The 17,585-nt window shown below is 73.9% G+C and carries 13 protein-coding genes and 1 riboswitch; of the genes, 2 read left to right on the top strand and 11 right to left on the bottom strand.

All coding sequences use genetic code 11. The annotated features are described in order from the left end of the window. Positions 1–365 precede the first annotated feature (365 nt). On the bottom strand, positions 366–1,466 hold the full coding sequence (locus ACWDX6_RS18375; RefSeq protein ID WP_451485971.1) for a pyridoxal-phosphate-dependent aminotransferase family protein: 1,101 nt from the start codon (positions 1,464–1,466) through the stop codon (positions 366–368). 197 nt (positions 1,467–1,663) lie between these two features. Between ACWDX6_RS18375 and ACWDX6_RS18370 the strand changes: the two genes are divergently transcribed. Then, positions 1,664–2,758, top strand: a complete 1,095-nt coding sequence (locus ACWDX6_RS18370; RefSeq protein ID WP_451485931.1) for an amidohydrolase family protein — start codon at positions 1,664–1,666, stop codon at positions 2,756–2,758. Between the two features lie 119 nt (positions 2,759–2,877). On the opposite strand, the gene ACWDX6_RS18365 is transcribed toward ACWDX6_RS18370, so the two are convergent. Together ACWDX6_RS18365 and ACWDX6_RS18360 are read right to left on the bottom strand one after the other, a co-directional pair. Next, a complete protein-coding gene (locus tag ACWDX6_RS18365; RefSeq protein ID WP_451485930.1) occupies positions 2,878–3,444 on the bottom strand; it encodes a GNAT family N-acetyltransferase in 567 nt (188 codons plus the stop codon). Then, positions 3,431–5,758, bottom strand: a complete 2,328-nt coding sequence (locus ACWDX6_RS18360) for a penicillin acylase family protein (RefSeq protein WP_451485970.1) — start codon at positions 5,756–5,758, stop codon at positions 3,431–3,433. The genes ACWDX6_RS18365 and ACWDX6_RS18360 overlap by 14 nt, the downstream gene beginning before the upstream one ends. Before the next feature lie 440 nt (positions 5,759–6,198). On the opposite strand from ACWDX6_RS18360, the gene ACWDX6_RS18355 reads away from it, so the two are divergent. Then, on the top strand, positions 6,199–7,167 hold the full coding sequence (locus tag ACWDX6_RS18355) for an SCO1860 family LAETG-anchored protein (protein ID WP_451485929.1): 969 nt from the start codon (positions 6,199–6,201) through the stop codon (positions 7,165–7,167). Between the two features lie 123 nt (positions 7,168–7,290). Here the strand turns inward: ACWDX6_RS18355 and cobC are convergent, their stop codons facing one another. The 8 genes from cobC to ACWDX6_RS18315 all read right to left on the bottom strand — a co-directional run bounded on the left by cobC (position 7,291) and on the right by ACWDX6_RS18315 (position 17,373). Then, positions 7,291–8,895: an Rv2231c family pyridoxal phosphate-dependent protein CobC gene (gene cobC, locus ACWDX6_RS18350; RefSeq protein ID WP_451485969.1), complete on the bottom strand. Its 1,605-nt coding sequence runs from the start codon at positions 8,893–8,895 to the stop codon at positions 7,291–7,293. 80 nt (positions 8,896–8,975) lie between these two features. Then, positions 8,976–10,376 (bottom strand): cobyrinate a,c-diamide synthase, encoded by a 1,401-nt coding sequence (locus ACWDX6_RS18345; RefSeq protein WP_451485928.1) that lies wholly within the window; start codon positions 10,374–10,376, stop codon positions 8,976–8,978. Further along, positions 10,370–10,978 (bottom strand): cob(I)yrinic acid a,c-diamide adenosyltransferase, encoded by a 609-nt coding sequence (gene cobO / locus ACWDX6_RS18340; RefSeq protein ID WP_451485927.1) that lies wholly within the window; start codon positions 10,976–10,978, stop codon positions 10,370–10,372. Before cobO ends, ACWDX6_RS18345 begins: the two co-directional genes overlap by 7 nt. Then, positions 10,978–13,014 carry a putative cobaltochelatase gene (locus ACWDX6_RS18335; protein WP_451485926.1) on the bottom strand — a complete coding sequence of 679 codons (2,037 nt, stop codon included), beginning with the start codon at positions 13,012–13,014 and terminating at the stop codon, positions 10,978–10,980. Before ACWDX6_RS18335 ends, cobO begins: the two co-directional genes overlap by 1 nt. Before the next feature lie 49 nt (positions 13,015–13,063). Then, complete coding sequence (locus tag ACWDX6_RS18330; RefSeq protein ID WP_451485925.1) at positions 13,064–14,623, bottom strand: cobyric acid synthase; 1,560 nt, start codon at positions 14,621–14,623, stop codon at positions 13,064–13,066. Further along, positions 14,620–15,600, bottom strand: coding sequence for a cobalamin biosynthesis protein (locus ACWDX6_RS18325; protein ID WP_451485924.1), 981 nt, complete (start codon positions 15,598–15,600; stop codon positions 14,620–14,622). The genes ACWDX6_RS18330 and ACWDX6_RS18325 overlap by 4 nt, the downstream gene beginning before the upstream one ends. Positions 15,601–15,633: 33 nt before the next feature. Continuing rightward, positions 15,634–15,767: riboswitch (cobalamin riboswitch) on the bottom strand. 121 nt (positions 15,768–15,888) lie between these two features. Next, positions 15,889–16,110, bottom strand: coding sequence for a hypothetical protein (locus ACWDX6_RS18320; protein ID WP_451485923.1), 222 nt, complete (start codon positions 16,108–16,110; stop codon positions 15,889–15,891). Between the two features lie 18 nt (positions 16,111–16,128). Next, positions 16,129–17,373 carry an anion permease gene (locus ACWDX6_RS18315; protein ID WP_451485922.1) on the bottom strand — a complete coding sequence of 415 codons (1,245 nt, stop codon included), beginning with the start codon at positions 17,371–17,373 and terminating at the stop codon, positions 16,129–16,131. Positions 17,374–17,585: the final 212 nt, after the last annotated feature.

Genomic DNA, 17,585 nt, shown 5'->3' with positions numbered 1-17,585 from the left:
ACCGAGCGAAATTCTGAATTGCATGTCCCTGAGGGGTGGGCAGCGGTGTCGGTATATGTTATTCGCGCGAGCGCGAAGAGCGGTGGATTTGCCTGTATATACCCAGGCAAAACGGACGGGATGTGGAGTCGATCACACGGTCGAGAACTCCGTGAAACGCTGGCGAAACCCTGGTGTTTGCGATCGGGGATACGGGGAAGAAGAAGCCAGGAGAAGACACGGTAATTCGCTTGGGGAATGCCTTTCGTATTTCAGTTCCGGGAAACCGGAAAAGGGAAATGCCGCGACCGGTGCTGCGGTCGCGGCATTGCGCGGACTGCCCGAAGGGCACAGGTGGTGACCCCGCCTGGCCGGGGCTGCCCGAGCTACCCCACGATCTCGGTCACCGCGCGACGCGCGCCCTCCACGTCGACGGGCCGGCCGGCCTCGGCGAGCGCCGCGCCCAGGGCCGCGAGCGAGGACCGCACCGCGTCCGGGGTCGCGTACGGCCCGTAGTGGTTGACCCGGATCATCTCCTTCGACAGCGCCCCGCCGCCCGCGATCAGTGGCAGTGACGGGTCCGCGGCCAGCGCCTTCGCCACCAGCTCGGAGGCGTCCACCCCGGCCGGGGAGCGCAGCGTCGTCGCGACCGGGGCCGCGTCCCGTGCCTCGTACACGTACGGTTCGAGCCCCCCGCCCAGGGCCACCGCGCCCGCGCGGGTCGCCGCCGCCGCCGAGGCGTGCCGGGCCATCAGCCCGTCCAGGCCCTCGGCCTCGATCCGCTCCAGGCACGCCTCCAGTGCCAGCATCTCCAGCTGCGCCGGAGCGTGCGGCAGCGCCTTGCGGCCGGCGTCGATCCACCGCTCCTTCCAGTCGAGGAGGGAGAGGTACGAGCGGCGCGGTGCCCGCGGATTCGCGGCGAACCGCTCCCAGGCACGCTCGCTGACCGAGACCGCCGAGACACCGGCCGGGCCGCCCATCGCCTTCTGCGCGCCGATGATGCACAGGTCGACGCCCCAGGCGTCGGGCAGCACCGGTTCGGCGCCGACCGACGCCACCGCGTCGAGGTAGAACAGCGCGCCGTGCGCCCGCACGATCTCACCGATCTCCGCGACCGGGTTGGTGTTGCCGGTCGCCGCCTCGGCGTGGACCAGCGACACGAAGTCGATCGCGGGGTGCTCGGCGAGCGCCCGCTCCACCTGCGCGGCCGTCACGGCCGTGTGGAAGGGGACCGCCAGGTCCACGACGGTCGCCCCGCAGTCGCGCAGCCAGTCGCCGAAGGTCTGCCCGTACGGGCCGGTGACGATGTTCAGCGCGGTCGAGCCCGGCCGCGCCCCGCTGCGGATGCAGCCCTCCAGGGGCAGCAGCGCCTCACCCTGGGTGATCACCACGTCCTGCTCGGTGGAGAGCAGCGCGGCGACCCGCCGCTCGATGGCCGCGAAGCGCGCGGCGGTCAGCGGGGCCAGGTCCAGAAGCGGGTGTGTCACGGTCACGGCGGTGCCTTCTTCGACTCGGTTCGGTGCGGGTGGAGCGGACGCGGCCCGGCGGGCGGAGCTGTCGCCGGCGCTCACGGCGAGGCCGCCGAGCGGCGTCGGATCAGGGTACCGAGGGGGGCCACGGGGCCCGTCGGTGAGTGACCGGGCGCGGCTCCCGGCGGCCCGCCCGCCCCTCGTACAGTGCAGGCATGAGCGATCACGTGGTGCTGCATGTGAAGGGGCGGGTGCTCGTCGGCCCGGAGGACGTACGGGACGAACTGTGGGCCGTCGACGGCCGGATCACCTTCGAGCGTCCGCCGGCGCGACCGGACGACGTCCTGACCGTGACCGGCTGGGCCCTGCCCGGCCTCGTCGACGCGCACTGCCACGTCGGGCTCGACCGGCACGGCCCCGTCGACGACGCCACGAGCGAGAAGCAGGCGCTGACCGACCGCGACGCGGGCACGCTCCTGATCCGGGACGCCGGTTCGCCCTCCGACACGCGCTGGATCGACGCCCGCGACGACCTCCCGAAGATCATTCGCGCGGGCCGCCACATCGCCCGCACCCGCCGCTACATCCGCAACTACGCCCATGAGATCGAGCCGTCCGACCTGGTCGCGTACGTCGGCCGGGAGGCCCGGCGCGGTGACGGCTGGGTCAAGCTCGTCGGGGACTGGATCGACCGCGACGAAGGCGACCTGACTGCTTGCTGGCCGCGCGCCGAGGTCGAGGCGGCGATCGCGGAGGCGCACCGCCTCGGCGCGCGGGTCACGGCGCACTGCTTCGCCGAGGACTCGCTGCGGGACCTGGTGGAGGCGGGCATCGACTGCATCGAGCACGCCACCGGCCTGACCGAGGAGACGATCCCGCTCTTCGCGGAGCGGGGCGTCGCGATCGTTCCGACGCTCGTCAACATCGCCACGTTCCCGCGGCTCGCGGACGGCGGCGAGGAGAAGTTCCCGCGCTGGTCGGCGCATATGCGACGGCTGTACGAGCGCCGGTACGACACCGTCCGCTCGGCGTACGACGCGGGCGTCCCCGTCTTCGTCGGCACCGACGCGGGCGGCTCCCTGGCCCACGGCCTGGTCGCCGCGGAGGTCGAGGAGCTGGTCAAGGCCGGCATCCCGCCGATCGAGGCCCTCTCGGCGACCGCCTGGGGGGCACGCTCCTGGCTGGGCCGCCCGTCACTGGACGAGGGCGCCCCGGCGGACCTCGTCGTCTACGACGACGACCCGCGCGTGGACGTCCGCGTCCTGGCGGCGCCGCGGCGGGTGATCGTCAACGGGCGGGTGATCGGCTGAGACGGGCCGCCGCCGGGCGGTCGGCGAAGGCCGGCGGGCGGGGCGGGCGGCCGAGGGCGGGGCGGGTGACCAGGGGTGGGGCCGATGCGGCCGGGTGAAGGCCACCCCGGTGGTCGGCGCTAGCGGGAGAGGAACGCCAGCCGGGCCTTCTTCTCCGGGATGAAGACCTCGGGCAGGTCCACCTCCGGCAGCACCACCTCCGGGCCGAGTTCGAACCCGGCCCGCACCAGCCGGGCGATCGCCTTCTCGTTGGCGGCGTCGGGCTCGGCGACCACCCGGGCGCGGCCGGTCAGGGCGAAGTCGATCAGGGCGGTGAGCAGGCCGCCGGAGAAGCCCGGTTCCGGGGCGGCGGTCGGCGCGACCAGCAGATGGACGCCGATGTCGCCGGGCAGCACGTCGTAGCACTCGCCGACCCGGTCGGCCTCAGGGTCGTACGTCTGGAAGAGGGCGACCGGCTCGCCGTCCCGACGGGCGAGGAACCCGTGGTGCGTGGTGAGGGAGTCCAGGTGCGCGTAGACGTCCCGCACCTGCTCGACGGTCGTCCCGCCCATGCCCCAGAACCGGGCCCGGTCCTCGTTGACCCAGCCGTGGAGGAGGGCGGCGTCGCGGTCGGGGTCGACGCGGTCGATCGTGACGGTGCCGAAGCCCTCGACGGTCTGGACGTGGACGGGCTCAGTGGTCGTCATGGGGGAGCTCCTTGGTGAGGTGGTGCCAGTCGGTGGTGACGGGGGCGAGCTCGCCCCGCAGCCACAGCGGGAGTTGGTCGCGGTGGTGGGGGTCGCCTTCGACGCCGGAGGCGCCGAACGGCACGACCCAGAGGCTGTTGTCGCGGTCGGCGAGGTCCCAGACGTAACGGGCGGCCGAGGCGCGGGCGCTGCGGTCGGTGAACCCGGGCACGCTGGACGTGGACAGCACGCAGTCGTGGTCCCCGTCGAGGCCGGGCCACCGGGCGTCGTCCGGGTCGGGCAGCGCCTGCCAGGGCGCGAGGCGGTGCGTCACGCCCCACGCCGGCGGCTCCTCCCCGGCGGCGACCTCTTCGAGCGCTTCCCGGACGATCTCCGCGATGTCCTCGGCCGGTACGGGGCCGGAGACGAGCAGCGTCTCCAGCGCGAACGCCACCCGGGGGCCGAGCGCGAGCCACGGCTGGAACAGGGCCGGGTACGGAGCCGGCTCGCGCAGGGCCCCGAAGGCGGGGTGCGCGGCGACCCGCCGCACGACGGCCCCGCGCACGGCGGCGTACAGCCCGGCGTCCCGGCTGTCGCTCCGCATCCGCCGATCCCACGCGACCAACCGGGCCCGCACGAGGGCCGCCCCGGGGGACAGCCCTGCCGGTGCCCCGCTCCTCGCACGGGTCCCGCCCGCGCCGGGCTCCGTCGCGGGCGCCGCACCCGGCTCACCGCCGGTCGCGGCGGGGGCGTCCGGCTCCGCGCCCGTGGCGCGGATCAGCGCGAGCAGGCGCGCCGCCGAGGGGTTGTCGGTGTCCGTGTGCACCGAGGCCATCGCCTCCGGGGTCCAGTCCGTGGACTGCGTGAGCAGCGCGTCGATACGGGCAGCCCGGTGCGGCGGGGCGAACTCCACGCCGAGCGGTGCCGCCAGGCCCCGGGCGTTGGCCATCACGGCGTGGCCGTCGACGTCGGCCCGCGGCATCGGGGCGGATCCGTCGCGCCACGCGTGGCCCGGTTCCCAGGCGGGCACCACCCGCAGGGAGTTGGCGCGGTCCCGGACGGGCACATGCCCCGCGACCCGGTGCAGAAGCCCACCGGCGGTGTCGGCGGCCTGAAGGACGTTGACGGGCTCGACCCATCCGTCGACGGCGCGGTCCACGTCCGCGACGGTCCGCGCGGCGAGCAGCTGCGGCAGCACGCGGAAGCCGAGCTCACCGGTCACCCGAGGCGGGTACCGCAGACTGATCGCCTCCCACGAGCGCCCGGCCCCGGAACCGGCCCCGACGCCGGGCACGCCCGGGCCCGTGCCTGCGCCGGCCTCCGCGACGAGGCCGTGCCCGCCCCCACCGGCGTCCCCGTCCTCAGCCGGGCCCGGTCCGATGCCGGGCGTCGCCGCAGCGTCCGCGTCCCCGCGCACTTCCGGCCCGGCGAACCCCCCGGTCACGTCCGTGATGATCACCGGCCCCCGGGCCGTCTCGATCACCTCGATCTCGACCGGCTCCGCGTCCGCCACCTCCACCGTCTCGGTGCGGACCGACGCCGGGTGCCAGCCGTCCGGGCCGAGGGCCTCCACGCCGCCGTCGGCGGTCCGGCGCAGACGCTCCCGGTACAGGTCCTGGTAGTCCGCCATCGCGTTGGTGATCGCCCACGCCACCCCGCCCGTGTGGCCGAAGTGGGCGAGGCCCGGTACGCCCGGGACGGCGAGGCCGACCACGTCGTACTGCGGGCAGGCGAGCCGGATCTGCTGGTAGACCCCGGGCGCCTCGATGAATCGGTGCGGGTCGCCCGCCACGATCGGGAACCCGCCGGCCGTGCGGCCCCCGGAGACCACCCAGCCGTTGGAGCCCGCCGTTCCCGGCCCGTCCGTGGCGAACAGCTCCGTCCACTCCTCACCGAGCCGCCGCGCGACCTCCTCGCGCCACAGCTTCGTCGGGAAGCCCGCGAACAGGATGTGGGTGGACAGCCAGACGGCCAGCGGCGTCCACGGCTCCCAGCGGCCCGGAACGAGCCCCGTCGCCGCGAACTCCGGCGCCCGCCGCGCCCCTTCCGGCAGACCCTCGTTGACCCCGTCCACGTACGCCCGTACCCAGCGCGCCGTCCCCTCGTCCTCGCGGTCGAGCCGGTCGAAACAGCGGCGCGCGGTGTCGGCCAGGCGTGCCTGGCGGGCGAAGGTGTCCCATCCCACCTCGGCCGCCCCGAGGAACGCCGCTGTCGTCCCCTGCGCCCGGTGCCGCTCGACCTCCAGCTGCCAGGCCCGGTCCCGCGCGGTCACACGCCCCTGTGCGCGGGCGAGTTCGCCGGGGTCGGCGGCGCGCAGATGCGGGACGCCCCACATGTCCCGGAAGACCTCGATGCTCACTCCGACCCCGATCTCATCCACTACTTCTTAAGTTAGGCTGACCTAAATTACTACAGCACCTCGGCGGCCGAGACGGCGGTAGGGCAGGAGGCGGAGCGCCCAAGGACCCTCTCCACGGGTGTGCGGCCGGTTGACAGTCCGTTACCTCACCTCGCCCCGCCTCGTTGACTCGCTCCCCCTGTGCCCGCGCGCGCCCATGAACGGCGCGACACGCGGGGCGCACAGGAACGCCTGTGCCGAAAGAATCGAACTCGCACGCGGAAACCCACCTTTCGAGTGAACTCACCTCAGGTGTCTGCCGGTTCACTCTCCGTACGTAAAGATTCCGGTGTCTCAAGTCGTCGACTCCGCACCGGCCACGTGTCCCCGTGGTGAGCGGACGGCGACGCCATGTCTCCTGTGGGGGTTCCACCACCTTGAACAGCAACACCTTCCGCATGCCCGTACGCCGTACCGCCGCCGCCGCGACCGTCGTCGCGCTGGCCGTCGGACCCGTGGTCCTCGCGGCTCCCGCGGCGCACGCCACGGGCGGCGAAGGACGCGCCACCGCCGCCGTCCTGCGGACCGGCCTCGATGTCTCCCTGCTCAACTCCGTGCACGTGCCCCTGCGGGCATCCCTCAACGACGTCCAGGCACCGGCCGACGCGGACAGGACGGCGCTCACCGTGACGCTCGACGGCGTGGAGCGGGGCAGGCCGGTCAACGTCCTGCGCGCCGATGTGGCGACCGCCCGCGCGACCGTGGACGGCAGCAGGGCCGAGGGCCGCACCCACCTCGTCAAGGCGCGGGTCCATGTCCCCGGTCTTCCGGCGCTCGCCCTGATCGAGGTGGAGAAGGTCACGTCCACGGCGGTCTGCGAGGCGGGCAAGCGGCCCGTCGCCGAGTCCAACGTGCTCGGGCATGTGAGGGTCCTCGGCAAGAGGATCACGCTCTCCTCCGCCGGGCGGACCAAGGTCGCCGTGCCCGGGGTCGGCGAGGTCACCCTGGACCTGTCGCGGACGGCCACGACCTCGCGCACCGCGGCGGCCACCGCCCTCGAACTGAAGGTCGCCGTCAACCCGCTCGACCTGAACGTCGCGAAGGTGACCGGCACGGTCACCCTCGCCGAAGCCACCTGCGAGACCCCGAAGGGCACCCGGCCCACCCAGAAGCCCACCGACAAGCCCACGGACCGCCCGACCGACCAGCCCACGAAGGAGCCCTCCAGCAGGCCCACCGACGGCGGCGGCGTCGAGACCCAGAACGGCGGCTCGAACCCGACCGACCAGAACCTCGCCGAGACCGGCGGCAGCTCGACGACCCCGTACCTCGCGGGCGGCGCCGCCCTCCTGCTCGGCGTCGGCGGCGGCGCCCTCGTGCTGGCGCGGATCCGCGCCCGCGGCTGACCGACCCGAGGGGGGCCTCAGGGGAAGAGGGAAGGGGAGGGCGGTGCCGTCGACACCGCCCTCCCGCTCCACGAGCTGCCGACCCGAAGCCCCGAGATCCCCCAGCCCCCGACCGCGGCGTGCCTAACCCTCTATCAGCAGCGCCTGGTCCAGCGCCTGCAGGAAGCGGTTCGTCGTCGTCCGGTCGCGGACCGCCAGCCGCAGCCAGTTCCGGTCCAGTCCCGGGAACGTGTCGCCGCGACGCACCGCGAACCCCAGCGCCCGCAGCCGCTCCCGCACCGCGTCCGCGCGTTCGATCCGGATCAGCACGAACGGCCCCTCCGCCGCCGACACCGCCCGGACCTCGTCGAACTCCGCCAGTCCCGCGAGCAGATGCGCCCGCTCCACGCCGATCCGGTGCGCCGCGTGCTCCGCCTCCGCCAGCGCCGGCCGCGACATGCACGCCTCCGCCGCCACCAGCGCCGGTGTCGACACCGGCCACAGCGGCTGCGCCCGTTCGAGAGCGGCGATCGTCTCCGGCTCGGCGAGCACGTAACCGATCCGCAGCCCCGCCAGCCCCCAGGTCTTCGTCAGGCTCCGCAGCACCACCAGGCCCGGCGTGTCCGTCCGCCCGGCCAGCGCCTCCCGCTCGCCCGGCACCGCGTCCAGGAACGCCTCGTCCACCACCAGCGTCCGTCCCGGCCGCGCCAGCGAGGCGATCGTCTCCGCCGGGTGGAGCACGGACGTCGGATTCGTCGGGTTCCCGATCACCACCAGGTCCGCCTCCTCCGGCACCATCGCCGGATCCAGCCGGAAGCCGTCCTTCTCGCGCAGCAGCACCCGGCCCACCTCGTGTCCGGCGTCACGCAGCGCCGCCTCCGGCTCGGTGAACTGCGGATGCACCACGACCGGCCGCCGCACCGGCAGCGCCCGCGCGAGCAGCACGAACGCCTCCGCCGCACCGGCCGTGAGCAGCACCCGCCGCGGCGACAGATCATGCCGCTCGGCGACCGCCGCCCGCGCCGCCCGCCCGTCGGGGTAGAGCGCCAGATTTGCCAACGAGGCCGCGATCCGCTCCCGCAACCACTCCGGCGGCGTGTTCGTACGGACGTTGACCGCGAGGTCGATCAATTTCTCGTCCCGTATCTCGGCGTCACCGTGATGACGCAGATCATGGGCATCGGAGTGCGTATGCGTATACATGGCCGCCGTCGGGTGATGAGTGGGGGGTGTACGGAGCTCGGGGACCGGGTCGAACGCCGCCTTCCCAGCGGTGTACCCGTGTCCCTGGGGCAACAACCGTGCGGCGGTGGACTCTTCGTTCGTCGCAAAGGGGAGAGAACGGGCGATAGCGCACGTAACGCCGCGCGATTTCCGTTTCGGTACGAGAAGTTGGGCCCCCAAGCCCGTCCCCATGCCAGTCCCCGTCCGCGTCCCCGTGCCCGTGCCGGCCAGATCCGACGCGCCCGCGAGCGCCGCCGCCTCCGCCACGGAAGCCGTCCCCGTCGCCGCCAACGGCACCGCAGACGGATGCGGCACGGACACGGAAGCCAGCACCTCGGACCCGAACGCCCGCACCGGCACCCCCCAGCGCTCCGCCGTTCCCACGATCCCCGGCTCCTCGGCCCGCGCGTCCAGCGTGGCCAGCGCCACCACGTCCGCGACCGTCAGACCGGCCTCCGCCAGGGCCCGCCCGACCAGGCCGGCCACCTCGTCCACCGACACGCCCGAACGGGCCCCCACGCCCACCACGACGGCGCCCGCACCGCTTCCCGCACGGGGGAGGGCGTGCCCCCCATCCGGCTCGTGGTGGGCGTCACCGGCTGGACTCACGCCTCGGGCCCGTTCGCGCAGTGGTCGACGAACCGCACGGCCGCCTCGGGCGCGCCGGCCCAGTGGGTGTGCACATAACTCGCGTGCACCCCCCGCTGCACGAACCCCTCCACACGCCGCTCCGGCTGCCGCAGCCCCCAGGCCGCCGCCGCGCCCGCACCGGGCTCGATCACGGTCCGGTGGAACTCGTGCCCGCGCATCCGCGTACCGGCCGCGGCCAGCGAACTGTCGCTGACGGCGACGGCGTCCCGGTACCCGAGCGTCAGGCGTGAGGACATCCGCGCGTCCGCGTCGAGCACCCCGCACATCGGCGTCCCGTCGAGCGAGCGCGCGAGGTACAGCAGCCCGGCGCACTCGGCCGCGACGGGCGCCCCCGACCGGGCCAGTTCGGCGACGGCCTTGCGCAGCGGCTCGTTGGCGGACAGCTCGGAGCCGTACATCTCGGGGAAACCGCCTCCGATGACGAGCCCGGAAGTCCCCTCGGGAAGGCTTTCGTCCCGGAGCGGATCGAAGGTGACGACCTCGGCCCCGGCGGCGGTGAGCAGCTCGGCGTGCTCGGCGTACGAGAACGTGAACGCGGCGCCTCCCGCTACCGCCACGCGACGTCGCGGGCGATCGTTCCGCAGGGCGGGACCGACCTGCACGACCGCCCCCCCGGCCCGCACGCGCACGGCGTCCACCGGGTCCCACGCCTCGGCGTGCAACGGCGGCGCCGACCGCGCGAGGGCCAGCAGCGCGTCCAGGTCGCACCCGGCACGGACCTGCTCCGCCTGCGCGGCCACCGCCTCCACCGCCGCCGCCTGCCGCTCGGCCACCGGCACAAGCCCCAGATGCCGGGACGGCGTCGCCACGGCGGGCGCCCTCCGCAGCACGCCGAGCACCGGCACGCCCGACTCCCCGAGCGCCTCCCGCAGCAGGTGCTCGTGCCGGTCGGTCGCGACCTTGTTCAGGATCACCCCGCCGATCCGCACCTCCGGGTCCCAGGACGCGAACCCGTGCACCAGTGCCGCCACCGACCGCGACTGCGACGATGCGTCCACGACGAGCACCACCGGCGCCTTCAGCAGCTTCGAGACCTGCGCGGTGGAGGCCAGTTCGCCCTGGTCCGCGGCGCCGTCGTACAGGCCCATGACGCCCTCGACGACCGCCAGGTCGCAGCCGCGCGACCCGTGCGCGAAGAGCGGCGCCACCAGACCCGTACCGCACATGTACGCGTCGAGGTTCCGGCCGGGACGGCCGGTGGCCAGCGCGTGGTAGCCGGGGTCGATGTAGTCCGGTCCCACCTTGTGCGGGGAGACCGCCAGACCACGGCCGGCGAACGCGGCCATCAGACCGGTCGCGACCGTGGTCTTGCCCGCGCCGGAGGACGGCGCGGCGATGACGAGACGTGCTACCACTCGATGCCCCGCTGGCCCTTCTGGCCGGCGTCCATCGGATGCTTCACCTTCGACATGTCGGTGACGAGATCCGCGAAGTCGACCAGCTCCTGCGGCGCGTTGCGGCCGGTGATGACGACATGCTGCTGCCCGGGGCGGTCGCGCAGCACCTCCACGACCTCCTTGACGTCGATCCAGCCCCAGTGCAGCAGGTAGGCGAACTCGTCGAGGACGTAGAACTTGTACCGCTCCTCGGCGAGGTCCCGCTTGACCTGCTCCCAGCCCTCGCGCGCCTTGTCCTCGTGCGACTGCTCGCCCTCGGCGACCTCGCGCTGGATCCAGGACCAGCCTTCGCCCATCTTGTTCCAGGTGACGGTCCCGCCCTTGCCGGTCTCCCCGAGCGCCTTGAGGGCGTTCTCCTCGCCGACCCTCCACTTGGCGGACTTGACGAACTGGAACACCCCGATCGGCCAGCCCTGGTTCCAGGCGCGCAGCGCCATGCCGAAGGCGGCGGTCGACTTCCCCTTGCCGACGCCCGTGTGCACCATCACCAGCGCGCGGTTGCGGCGCTGACGGGTGGTGAGTCCGTCGTCCGGTACGACGGTCGGCTGTCCCTGCGGCATTACGCGGCCCTCCTCGTTGTCTGTCCTGCTGCCTGTACGTCTCGGACCAGCCCGGCGATCGAGTCGGCGCGCAGCTCGTCCAAGGTCACGGCCGTGCCGCCCAGTTCACGGGCGAGGTCCCCGGCGAGCCCGAGCCGCACGGGCCCGCTCTCGCAGTCCACCACGACGGCCGCCGTGCCGTCGGCGGCGTGCAGCCGCGCGGCACGGGCGGCGAGCGCCACCGGATCGGCGCCACCGCCGGTCGCCCGGCCGTCGGTCACGACGACGAGGAGCGGGCGGCGCGAGGGATCGCGCAGCCGCTCCACGCGGAGCACGTCGTGCGCCTTGAGCAGCCCGGCCGACAGAGGCGTACGCCCGCCCGTCGGAAGCTGCTCGAGCCGGGCCGCGGCGGCGTCCACCGACGAGGTCGGCGGCAGCGCGACCTCGGCGTCGCGGCCCCGGAACGTGACCAGGCCGACCTTGTCCCGCCGCTGGTAGGCGTCGAGGAGGAGCGAGAGCACGGCTCCCTTGACGGCGCTCATCCGCTGCCGGGCCGCCATCGAACCCGACGCGTCCACGGCGAACAGCACCAGATTGCCCTCGCGGCCCTCGCGCGTGGCCTGCCGCAGGTCGTCCCGCCGCACCAGCAGGCCCGGGCCCGAACGCCCGCGCGCCCTCTGATGCGGGGCGGCGGCGTGCACGGTCGCCGCCAGGTGCAGCTTGGTCAGCGCCCCGCGCGGCCGTACGGCACCGGTCGTCCTGCCGTGCTCGGTACGGGCCCGGGAGCGGCGCCCGGCCGCCCCTTCGCCGAGACCGGGCACGCTGAGCATCTTCGTACGGAAGGGCTCGGCGGCCTTGACGGCGGCGCGCTCACCGGCGCCGGGGCCACCCTGCGAGGGCGAGGGCGAGGGTTCGGTGCCGGGGGACTCCGCCGGAGCCTCGTCCGACCCGGCCTGCTCCCCGCCGCCGTCGGGGCCGCCGCCCTGCGGAGGCACACCCCCGCCACCGCCGCCGTCACCGGGTCCGGGGTCGGGGTCCGGGTCCTCGTCCTTGAACCGCTCCAGGGTCTCGTCGAGCTTGTCCTCGTCGAGACCGGGCGCGTCGAAGGGGTTGCGGCGCCTGCGGTGGGGGAGGGCGAGCAGCGCCGCCTGCCGGACGTCCTCGGAGGTGACGTCCGTCCGGCCCGCCCACGCGGCGAGCGCGGTCGCCGTGCGGGCCATGACGATGTCGGCGCGCATGCCGTCCACCTCGAACGCGGCGCACGTCGCGGCGATCTGGAGGAGAGCCGCGTCCCCGAGCGCCACCCGCGGCAGCAGCGCCCGCGCGGCCGTGATCCGGTCCCGCAGCGCGCTCTCCTCGCCCGCCCAGCGGGCGGCGAAGGAGGCCGGGTCGTCGTCGAACGCCAGTCGGCGGCGCACGACCTCGACCCGCTGCCCGGGCTCGCGCGAGGCGGCGACCTCGACGGTCAGGCCGAAGCGGTCCAGCAACTGCGGCCGCAGCTCGCCCTCTTCGGGGTTCATCGTGCCGACGAGCAGGAACCGGGCCGCGTGCCGTACGGAGACGCCCTCGCGCTCCACGTACGAGGACCCCATGGCGGCGGCGTCGAGCAGCAGGTCGATCAGGTGGTCGTGGAGGAGGTTGACCTCGTCGACGTAGAGGATCCCGCGGTGGGCGTCCGCGAGCAGCCCGGGCTCGAACGACTTCACCCCCTCCGCGAGGGCCCGCTCGATGTCCAGCGCGCCCACGAGCCGGTCCTCGGAGGCGCCGACGGGCAGCTCCACCATCCGCGCGGGACGCGCGGCGGCCGGCGCGGCCTCGTGCGGCCCGTCCGGGCAGCCCGGGTCGGGGGAGACCGGATCACAGCTGAACCGGCAGCCCGCCACGACCGGTACCTCGGGCAGCAGGTCCGCGAGAGCGCGGACGGCCGTGCTCTTGGCGGTGCCCTTCTCGCCGCGTACGAGGACACCGCCCACCGCCGGGCTGACGGCGTTCAGCAGCAACGCCAGCCGCAGGTCGTCCATGCCGACGACGGCGGTGAACGGATACCGGGTGCTCATCGGGCAGTCACTCCTTCAAGGTCAGGTCGCTGACGGTCGGCCGGCGCGCTCACGGCGCGCCCGGCGGGATGAACGGCAGCCCGGGCAGTGGGCCGTCCTCGATCAGGCGCAGCAGCGCGTCCGTGTCCGCGTGTTCCTCGATCAGATCGCCGAGGCGGTCCAGCTGCTCCTCGCGCAGGGTGCCGAAGCTCGTGTCCGGCGCGGGCACGAAACGCCGCCCGGCCGCCGCCGCGACCTCGCGCAGGAACGCGCGGCGGAAACCGTCGCTCTCCAGCGAGCCGTGCCAGTGCGTGCCCCAGACCGCGCCGACCCGGCAGCCGTCCAGGAACGGCTCGCCGCCCAGGACCTCGGCGACGCCGTGGTGGATCTCGTACCCCTCCACCCGCTCGCCGAGGGCCTCGCCGACCGGCCGGGCCAGGGTCTTCTCGGGCGCGAACCGGACCCGTACGGGCAGCAGCCCGAGCCCGTCCACGGAGCCCGCCTTCGACTCGACCTCGTCCTCGATGTGCGCGCCGAGGGCCTGGAAGCCGCCGCAGATGCCGAGCACCGGCCGGCCCTCCGCCGCCCGCCGCGCCAGCGCGTCGGCCAGACCGCGCTCCCGCAGCCACGCCAGCGCCTTCACCGTCCCGCGCGTCCCCGGCACCACCACCAGATCCGCGTCGACGAGCTCCTCGGCGCGGTCCACGAACCGCACCACGACGCCCGGTTCGGCCGCCAGCGCGTCCACGTCCGTGAAGTTCGACATCAGCGGTACGGCACACACGGCCACCCGCAGCACGTCCGCGCCGACGGGCGGCGCCACCACCGACTCCCGGACCGCGCCCCGCAGGGACACCCGAAGGCCGTCCTCCTCGTCGATGCCCAGCCCGTGCGCGTACGGCAGGACACCGAACGTCCGGCGTCCCGTCAGGTCGTACAGCATGTCGAGGCCGGGCTCCAGCAGCGAGACGTCGCCCCGGAACTTGTTCACGAGGTAGCCCGCGATCAGCTCCTGGTCCTCGGGGGCGAGCAGCGCCGTCGTCCCGAAGAACTGGGCGAACACCCCTCCCCGGTCGATGTCGCCGACCACCAGCACGGGCAGCCGCGCGGCCCGCGCGATGCCCATGTTCACGATGTCCGTGCGCCGCAGGTTGATCTCGGCCGGACTGCCCGCCCCCTCGCAGATCACGGCGTCATAGCTGCCCCGCAGCTCCTCCAGACACGCGAGGACCGGCTCGAAGAGCTCCTTCTGCCGCCCGCCATGCAGCCTCTTCCCCGGGGACGACCCTCCCGCCCCCCCGAAGAACCCGCGGGCGCTCAGCTCACCCACCGGCTTGCCCATCAGCACCACCTGGCTGGAGCGGTCGCTGCCCGGCTTCAGCAGGACCGGGTTCATCAGCGCCGTCGGCTCCACCCGCGCGGCCTGCGCCTGCATCGCCTGCGCCCGCCCGATCTCCGCGCCCTCCCTGGTCACGAAGGAGTTCAGGGACATGTTCTGGCCCTTGAACGGCGCCACCTTCACGCCCTTGCGGACCAGCCAGCGGCAGATCCCGGCCGTGACGACGCTCTTGCCCGCGTCGGACGTGGTCCCCGCGACCAGCAGCCCGCCTCCCCTCGGTCCGCTCCTCATGCGCTCCTCCGCTTCATGGCGCCCACCACGATCCTTCCGGCCACACAGGCCGCCAGCGTCAGTCCGGTCACCCGGCGCGACAGCCGTACGGCCCGCTCGATGTCCGCCACTTCCACGTCCCGGCCCTCACCGTTGAGCACCGGCCGGTGCTCGACCCGTCCGCCGTACGAGAGCGTCCCGCCGAGCCGTACGCCGAGCGCTCCCGCGAACGCGGCCTCGACCGGGCCGGCGTTGGGGCTCGGGTGCCTGCCCGCGTCCGCCCGCCATGCCCGGACCGCCCCACGGGGGTCGCCGCCCGCGACCGTCGCGAGCGCGGCCGTCAGCCGCGCCCCCGGCCAGCCGGCCACGTCGTCGAGGCGGGCGGAGGCCCAGCCGAAGCGGCGGTACTTCGGGGACCTGTGACCGACCATCGCGTCCAGGGTGTTCACGGCGCGGAAGCCGACGAGGCCCGGGACCCCGGCGACCGCGCCCCAGACCAGGGCGCCGACGACCGCGTCGGAGGTGTTCTCGGCGACGGACTCCACGACCGCGCGGGCCATCGCCGGGCCGTCCAGGGCCTGCGGGTCGCGGCCGCACAGATGCGGCAGCCGCTCGCGGGCCACCTCCAGGTCGCCGGCGGCCAGCGCCCCGCCGATGGCCCGGGCCTCCCGGCCCAGCGTCGTACCGCCGACGACCGCCCACACGGCGGCGGCGGTCAGGGCGGCGGAGGCGACGGGCCGGCCGCGGACGGCGCGCGCGGCGAGCGCCGCGGCTCCGGCGGCGCCGCCCGCGCAGACGGCGGTGTGCAGCGCGCCCCACCCGCGGTGGTCGCGCAGCAGAAGTCGTTCGACGGCGCCGGCGGCCCGGCCGAATCCGGCGACCGGATGGCCGCGGCGCGGGTCGCCGATCAGCAGGTCCGCGAGCAGGCCGGAGGCGGCTCCGTACGCGAAGACGCCCGTGGACGCGAATACACCGGTGGCAGCTCTGCGGCCAGGCATGGCGCTATGTCCTCACTCAGGGTCCGCGCCCTGGCTCGACGTGACCGGCGGGGAGAGTTCCTGGCTCCCGGGGATCAGCTCCCCGGTCACAGTGGCGGGACCGCGCCGGATTCGCACCGGACTTCCTCTTCTGCCGCCGTAATGGCCCCGGAAGTCCACCACGCAGCGCGAACACCCGTCAACTCACCCTTGACCTGCGACGGGAGAGTGTGCGAAGCCCCACAACACGACGGCTGGGCGTGCCGCACCTTCCGGTGCGGCACGCCCAGCCGTGGGTGCGTCGATCGGTCAGACGACGATCAGATAGATGCCGAACGCGACGGCCGCCGCGCACAGCGCGAAGCAGGCGTACGCGCCGGTGCGCGCGAGGGCCGCGGAGCCTCCCTGGGTCGCGGCCTGCTCCTGCTTGGAGAGGCCGACGATCCCGAGGGTGAACAGGCCCACGAGGGCGATGGTCGCCACGAGGCTGACTCCGAAGACGGAGCCGAGAGCTGCCCAGTCGATCTTCATGCTGATGTCTCTCGTTCCTTAGACCGTCGCCGTGGCGGTCGGGGCGGCCGGGTCCGTGGGAGCCGGCGACGGGATGGTGGCCTTCAGGTCGTCGGTGAGGGTCCCGGCCGGGGGCGGGGTGACGGCCGCGATGGCGGTGGTCACGACGCCGGGGGCCTCGGTCTCGGTCTCGTTGACGTTGGTGTGGTCGACGACCTGGCGGCGGGAGATGAACCAGATCGCGGTGCAGGACGCGATCAGGAAGGCGGCGACGGCGATGACGCCCCAGTCGCCCTGCCGGGTGACGTACTCCGAGAGCGCGGCGACCAGGCCGGCGGCGGGGAGGGTCAGGCCCCAGGCGACGAACATCCGGGTGGCGGTGGACCAGCGGACCACCCCGCCCTTGCGGCCCAGACCCGCGCCCATGACGGCGCCGGAGCAGGAGTGCGTGGTCGACAGGGAGAAGCCGAGGTTGGAGGAGCTCAGGATGACGGCCGCGGCGCTGGTCTGGGCGGCGAAGCCCTGCTGCGGCTGGAGGTCCGTGAGGCCCTTGCCCATGGTCCTGATGATGCGCCAGCCGCCCAGGTAGGTGCCGAGGGCGATGGCCAGACCGGCGGAGACGATGACCCAGACCGGCGGGTTGGAGCCCGGGGCCAGGATGCCGCCGGCGACCAGGGCCAGCGTGATGATGCCCATCGTCTTCTGGGCGTCGTTGGTGCCGTGGGCGAGGGAGACGAGACCGGCGGAGGCGATCTGGCCCGCGCGGTAGCCCTTGTCGGTGGTCTTCCGGTCGGCGTTCCTGCCGAGCCGGTAGGTCAGCCGGGAGGCGAGCATCGCGGCGAGGCCGGCGACCAGAGGCGCGGCGATGGCCGGGATGAGGACCTTGGTGACGACCACGCCGCCGTTGACGCCGCTGAGACCGACCGAGGCGATCGTCGCGCCGATGAGGCCGCCCATGAGGGCGTGGGACGAGCTGGACGGCAGTCCGACCAGCCAGGTCAGAAGGTTCCAGAGGATCGCGCCGACGAGCGCGGCGAAGATGACTTCGGGCTGGATGCCCTCTTCGTTCACCAGACCGCTGGAGATCGTCTTGGCGACCTCGACGGAGAGGAACGCGCCGACCAGGTTCAGCACGGCGGACATGGCCACCGCCGTCTTGGGCTTCATCGCGCCGGTCGAGATGGTCGTCGCCATCGCGTTGGCGGTGTCGTGGAAACCGTTCGTGAAATCGAACACGAGAGCTGTCACGACCACAATCGTGAGCAGCAGCGTGATGTGTTCCATTTACCCAGGCAATCGTTTGACGTCAGTGGCTCGTCGAACGTAGTCAACCTGGGTGAACGGAAGATGAACTGGGTCCGGCGGTGTGGTGACCCGAACCGGTGCCAGGACATTCCGCTTAGCGGCTCGGGAGGGCCCGCGCGTCCACGATGTGGACCCGTGCGACCCGGGGTAAGCCATGTCCTTACGGGGCGGACCGGACATCCGTCACTCGC

The organism is Streptomyces sp. NPDC003027 (assembly GCF_053591435.1).
Note: the sequence above shows the minus strand (reverse complement) of the source record. Positions and strands in the feature narration are given on the sequence as shown.